Source organism: Novipirellula herctigrandis (assembly GCA_007859835.1).
Taxonomy (GTDB): domain Bacteria; phylum Planctomycetota; class Planctomycetia; order Pirellulales; family Pirellulaceae; genus Novipirellula_A; species Novipirellula_A herctigrandis.
Map to the genome: position 1 here is coordinate 1 of SJPJ01000011.1, position 1778 is coordinate 1778.

Annotated in this window: 1 protein-coding gene; it reads left to right on the top strand. The window is 52.0% G+C overall.

The window, feature by feature from the left end; all coding sequences use genetic code 11:
* Window positions 1–131: 131 nt before the first annotated feature.
* Window positions 132–1598 carry an ISNCY family transposase gene (locus CA13_RS34305; protein ID WP_146393859.1) on the top strand — a complete coding sequence of 489 codons (1467 nt, stop codon included), beginning with the start codon at window positions 132–134 and terminating at the stop codon, window positions 1596–1598.
* Window positions 1599–1778 lie beyond the last annotated feature (180 nt).

A 1778-nucleotide genomic window follows, 5' to 3' on the forward strand; every position in this document is an offset into this window, starting at 1 on the left:
AAATTGAATGGCCGCATAAACTGCGATGTTTTTTGAGAAAAAGCTCCCCGAAGATCGAACCCGCAAGCAGGTTCGGGCGTTGGAATTGTTGACTAAAAGCAATTTCAAACGCAAATCTTCGAGGAGTGAACGTGGTCCGAAAGCACTATCAATCTCAGCATCGCTTCGATTGCAGCCCTGTCGCACAAGTACAACTCAACTTGGAATGCCGCGACGAAATCGTTCCGATCCTCGCGGGTCTGCAGTTCCTTTATACCAACAACAAGCTTCGTCACAAAGCTGTCAAGTTAGTCGCAGCCGATCTCAACGAAGACTCTCGTCGAGATATCGGCAGGCCCGGCATGGATGACTGGCACGTCGTTGTTTTGGCGGCTGTTCGGTTGGGGTGCAACTTCGATTACGACAAACTCCAAGACCAAGTCGAGAACCATCGCTCGCTCAGAGGCATCATGGGAATTGGCGATTGGCAGGACGCCGACGAATTCACCTTCAGACGCATTCGCGACACGTTGTGCAAACTCAAGCCTGCAACGATCGAGAAGCTTAATCAAGTCATCGTCACCTCCGGACAGGAGATTGCACCTGAGGCTGCCGCTTCGGTTCGTGCCGATTCGTTCGTTGTCGAAACCAACATTCATCATCCGACCGAAAGTAGTTTGATCTTCGATGGGGTACGCAAGTTTGTTCCGCTCTGCGCTGACTTGGCTGGCATGCTTGAGATTGATGGCTGGCGTCAGTCCGATCACTTGACGAGGAAGATCAAGAAGCTCAAACAGAACATGGGACGCATCGCCGCGAGCAAGAGTCAGGTCAAGAAAGACGCATTGCAATCGCTCTACATGGATCTGCTTGTCCGAACCGAGCAGTTGCTCACGCGAGCCGACGAGTTGGTAAAAACGGCGAAATCGGAGTTGTTCTCGACGGCGATTGTCTCCAAAATCGCGGCAATCGAGCGATGGATCCAACTAACTCGGCAGGTCTGCGACACCGCTCGTCGTCGCGTGCTCCTTGGCGAAAGAGTTCCCAATAGCGAGAAGCTGTTCAGTCTTTTTGAAACTCACACGCAGTTGTACCGTCGCGGTAAAGCTGGGCAACCGAATCAGTATGGACGCTTGGTCTTGGTCTACGAAGACGCCGCAGGATTCATCAGTCACTATCATTTGATGGACCGCACCAGCAAAGACCAAGATGTTGTCGTTGAGCAGACACGAATTGCTCAGCGAAAACATTCGGGTCAGATCGAAACGGCGTCGTTTGACCGAGGCTTTCACAGCGATGAAAATGAGACGGCATTGCAAGAGATCGTTGATGACGTTTGTGTTTTACCACGTGCTCCCGATCAGTACGCCGAACGATTGAAAAACGGAAGCGTGAAGTTTCATCAAACACGTCTACGTCACAGCGGTGTGGAATCAGCGATCGGTGCTTTACAGCGAGGCAACGGGCTGAAACGTTGTCGTGATCGTAGTGAGATCGGCTTTGAGCGCTACTTTGGTTTGGCGGTACTTGGTCGCAACCTACATACGCTTGGCAAGTTGTTACTTGCCAAGCATCATGCCATTAGCGCCTCGGCACAGAGTGATCGCCAAGCGGCGTAGGCAAATACTCCTTTGGAATCGGAGCAACGGAAGGCTATCGGTCTGCGCGCCAGGCGAAAACGGCGTAGAAAACGAGCGTTGTTCGCCACTAAAACCGCCCCAGAGCTAAATCTTCGAAGTACTCAGCGGACGTGAAATCCGCTAAAATCAGCCACTCGAGCAATTTCCGGACGGACACTA